The sequence below is a fragment of the Streptomyces spinoverrucosus genome (genome assembly GCF_006539505.1).
GTDB lineage: Bacteria > Actinomycetota > Actinomycetes > Streptomycetales > Streptomycetaceae > Streptomyces > Streptomyces spinoverrucosus.
The window spans coordinates 1-3,737 of sequence record NZ_BJND01000151.1 but is presented as its reverse complement, the minus strand read 5'-3'; the positions used below and the strand labels follow the sequence as shown (position 1 = coordinate 3,737).

4 protein-coding genes are annotated in these 3,737 nt (G+C 71.2%); all 4 read left to right on the top strand.

Annotated elements, in window-relative coordinates:
- Positions 1-138: 138 nt before the first annotated feature.
- Genes SSP24_RS42140 through SSP24_RS42125 form a run of 4 tightly spaced genes read left to right on the top strand, consistent with a single transcriptional unit; the run spans position 139 to position 3,714 of the window.
- Positions 139-1,098, top strand: coding sequence for an ABC transporter ATP-binding protein (locus SSP24_RS42140; RefSeq protein WP_141316520.1), 960 nt, complete (start codon positions 139-141; stop codon positions 1,096-1,098).
- Positions 1,095-1,859, top strand: coding sequence for an ABC transporter permease (locus tag SSP24_RS42135; RefSeq protein ID WP_141316518.1), 765 nt, complete (start codon positions 1,095-1,097; stop codon positions 1,857-1,859). Before SSP24_RS42140 ends, SSP24_RS42135 begins: the two co-directional genes overlap by 4 nt.
- A 20-nt stretch (positions 1,860-1,879) precedes the next feature.
- Complete coding sequence (locus SSP24_RS42130; protein WP_141316516.1) at positions 1,880-3,109, top strand: sensor histidine kinase; 1,230 nt, start codon at positions 1,880-1,882, stop codon at positions 3,107-3,109.
- Positions 3,106-3,714 (top strand): response regulator transcription factor, encoded by a 609-nt coding sequence (locus SSP24_RS42125; protein ID WP_141316514.1) that lies wholly within the window; start codon positions 3,106-3,108, stop codon positions 3,712-3,714. Before SSP24_RS42130 ends, SSP24_RS42125 begins: the two co-directional genes overlap by 4 nt.
- Positions 3,715-3,737 lie beyond the last annotated feature (23 nt).

The window sequence follows — 3,737 nt, the reverse complement described above, 5'->3', positions numbered from 1 at the left end:
ATTGTGAAAGGCCTCGGTCATCGACCGGGGCCTTTGACGTGTTCCATGTGTTGTTCGTCGAGGCCTTCTGACATTTGTCATGTGCAGTGATGACATCACGCACTGCTCCCCGGTTTTCGCCGCCGGGATGCTGAAGCCATGAACACGAACGAACACGAGCACGTGATTGAGGTCACCGACCTGAAGCGTGTCTACGGGGGCGGGTTCGAGGCGGTACGCGGGATCACGTTCCACGTGAAACACGCCGAGGTCTTCGCGCTGCTGGGCACCAACGGGGCGGGCAAGACCTCGACCGTCGAACTGCTGGAGGGCCTCGCGGCACCTGCCGGGGGCCGGGTGCGGGTGCTGGGACACGATCCCTACGCCGAGCGGGCCGCCGTACGGCCACGAACCGGGGTGATGTTGCAGGAGGGCGGCTTTCCCTCGGAGCTGACCGTCGGGGAGACCGTCCGGATGTGGGCGGGCTGTACGAGCGGGGCGCGGCCCACGGACGAGGCGCTGGAGCTGGTCGGGCTGGGCAAGCGGTCCGGCGTACGGGTGAAGCAGCTGTCCGGGGGTGAACGGCGACGGCTGGATCTGGCGCTCGCGTTGCTCGGCAAGCCCGAGGTGCTGTTCCTGGACGAGCCGACCACCGGGCTGGACGCCGAAGGGCGACGCGACACCTGGGAGCTGGTCCGGCAGCTGCGGGACACCGGGACGACGGTGCTGCTGACCACGCACTACTTGGAGGAGGCCGAAGGGCTGGCCGACCGGCTGGCGATCCTGCACGAGGGGCGGATCGCGGCGGCCGGGACACCCGCCGAGGTGACGGCGTCCCAGCCGGCCCGGATCTCCTTCGAACTGCCCGAGAGCTACTTCCTCGGGGATCTGCCCTCCCTGGGCGAGCTGGGGGTCGTCGGACACGAGGTCGACGGCCGGGTCGTACGGCTGCGGACGCACGAGGTGCAGCGGACGGCCACCGAGCTGCTGGTGTGGGCCCGGGGTGCCGGGGTCGAACTGCGCAGGCTGGATGTGCGGTCGGCCTCGCTGGAAGAGGCGTTCCTGCAGATCGCGGGACGGATGTCCGCTGATCGCAAGGAGGAGGTGGCGGCCGCATGACCACGGTCACCGGACGTATGAACGCCCTCGCGCGGGCGGAGCTGACCCTGCTGGGGCGCAGCCGAGCGACACTCGTCACAGCGCTGCTCGTGCCACTCCTGCTGCCGCTGAGCGTGCGGTCCGCGATCGACGGGATGGAACTGGCGGACGTCGGGCTCACGGTCGGGACCGTTCTGCTGCCCGCCGCGATCGGATTCTCGCTGCTCTTCGCGGTGTACGCGGCACTCACCAATGTGTATGTGGTGCGGCGCGAGGAGCTGGTGCTGAAGCGGTTGCGCACCGGTGAGCTGCGCGACGGGGAGATCCTCGTCGGGGCCGCGCTGCCGGCGTCCGGGATCGGGCTGGTGCAGTGTGTGCTGCTCGCGGCCGGCTGCACGGTCCTGATGGACCTCGGGGCGCCGCCCGCTCCGCTTCTCGCGGTGCTGGGCGTGTTGCTGGGTCTCGTGCTGTGCGGGGCACTGGCGGCGGTCACGGCCGCGTTCACCAGGACCGCGGAGAGCGCCCAGGTGACCAGCCTGCCGATGATGTTCGTGTCCATGCTCGGCTCGGGCGTCGCCGTCCCCCTGGAAGTGCTGCCCGACCGGCTGGCCTCGGTGTGCGAGCTGCTGCCGCTGACGCCCGCCATCACGCTGGTACGCGGTGCGTGGACCGGCGATCTGCCGGCGTCCGAGGCGCTGGGCGCCATGGCGGTCGCGCTGGCCTGGATTGTCCTCGCCGTGTTTGCTGTACGGCGGTGGTTCCGCTGGGAGCCGCGTCGCTGACGGAAGGGAGTGACGGGCAGGTGTCCAGGCCGGGGCAGTGGTGGCGGAGGAAGAGCACGCCGGCGAAGGTGGAGACGTACACGCGGTGGTCGTTCCACTTCTTCGCACTGATCGAGGTCGGGGTGCTCGGTCTCCCGCTCCTCGGCCAGGGGCGGCTGCCGCACGCGGTCTGGCTGTTCCTGCTGGTGTGCGGGCACGCCCTGTTCGCCGCGCTGGTCGCTTCCCGGGCGCTGGACTGGACGCGCGGCCTGCGCCCGCAACCCCTGCGGCTGATGTGGGCGCTCGGAGCTGTCAGCGCGCTGCTCGCGGGAACCTTGCTCGCGCTCGTCGACCGTGGAGTGGGCGGCGATGACACCGCGACCGCACTGGGCACGCTGTTCGTCGGTCTGCTGGGCTTCGGTGGCGGGTCGATCACGCTCGGCATCCGCAGCCGGCGCCGGGTGCTGGGGCTGGTGCTCGGCTTCTCGACGGGCACCGGCCTGGTGCTCTTCGCGCTGGACGACCCCGTCGTGGCGGCGCTGGCCATGGCGCTGGCGACGCTGTTCGCCATGGGCTTCTTCACCTTCACCTCCGTCTTCTCCGTCTGGCTCCTCAACGCCGTCTACGAACTCGACGCCGCCCGCGAGACGCGGGCCCGGCTCGCCGTCGCGGAGGAACGGCTGCGGTTCGGGCGGGACATGCACGACGTCATGGGGCGCAACCTCGCCGTGATCGCGCTGAAGAGCGAGCTGGCCGTGCAGTTGGCGCGGCGCGGGCGGGCCGAGGCCGTGGACCAGATGATCGAGGTGCAGCGGATCGCGCAGGAGTCGCAGCGGGAGGTACGGGATGTCGTACGGGGATACCGGGAGGCCGACCTCGGCGCCGAACTCGCCGGTGCGCACGGCGTGCTGACGGCGGCCGGGATCGCCTGCGAGGTGTCCGGGGAGAGCGCGGCCGCCGGGCTGCCGGGTGAGGTGCAGTCGGCGTTGGGGTGGGTGGTGCGGGAGACCACCACCAATGTGCTGCGGCACGGGGATGCCGGGCTGTGCGTGGTGGGACTGCGGGTGGCTGAGGGGCAGGTGGTGTTGACGGTGGAGAACAACGGGGCTTCCGGGGCCACTGGTTCAGGAGGGGGGTCCGGACTTGCCGGGCTGCGGGAGCGGTTGGCCGCCGTGGAGGGGACGTTGGAGGCCGGGCCGGTCGGGGACGGTGTGTTCCGGGTGGTGGCGGAGGTGCCGTTGACATCCGTTGCTCATGAGGTGGCCTCGTGACCGTGCGCGTGCTGCTCGCCGACGACGAGCATCTGATCCGGGGTGCGCTGGCCGCGCTGCTGTCGCTGGAGGACGACCTCATGGTGGTCGCCGAGGCGGCGAGCGGACCGGAGGCGCTGGCGATGGCCCGGGCCCACGAACCCGATGTGGCCGTGCTGGATCTGCAGATGCCCGGCGCCGACGGTGTGAAGGTCGCCACATCACTACGGGCCGAACTGCCCGGCTGCCAGGTGCTGATCGTCACCAGCCACGGCCGGCCGGGGCATCTGAAGCGGGCGCTGGCCGCGGGCGTGCGGGGGTTCGTGCCGAAGACGGTCAGCGCACAGCGGCTCGCGGAGATCATCCGTACCGTCCACGCCGGGAACCGGTACGTCGACCCGGAGTTGGCCGCCGACGCCATCTCCGCCGGGGACTCGCCGCTCACCGCGCGGGAGGCCGAGGTGCTGGAGCTGGCCGCCGACGGGGCGCCCGTCGCCGAGATCGCCGAACGGGCCGCGCTGTCCCAGGGGACCGTACGGAACTACCTGTCGTCGGCCGTGTCGAAGCTCGGGGTGGAGAACCGGCATGCGGCAGTGCGTCTCGCTCGCGAGCGAGGTTGGGTATAGTTGCTGTCGCGCCCCGGCGCACT

What these genes read in the sequence shown, in the direction of transcription:
- SSP24_RS42140 (WP_141316520.1), top strand. Translation starts at nt 139, where the DNA reads ATGAACACGAACGAACACGAGCACGTGATTGAGGTCACCGACCTGAAG.
- SSP24_RS42135 (WP_141316518.1), top strand. Translation starts at nt 1,095, where the DNA reads ATGACCACGGTCACCGGACGTATGAACGCCCTCGCGCGGGCGGAGCTG.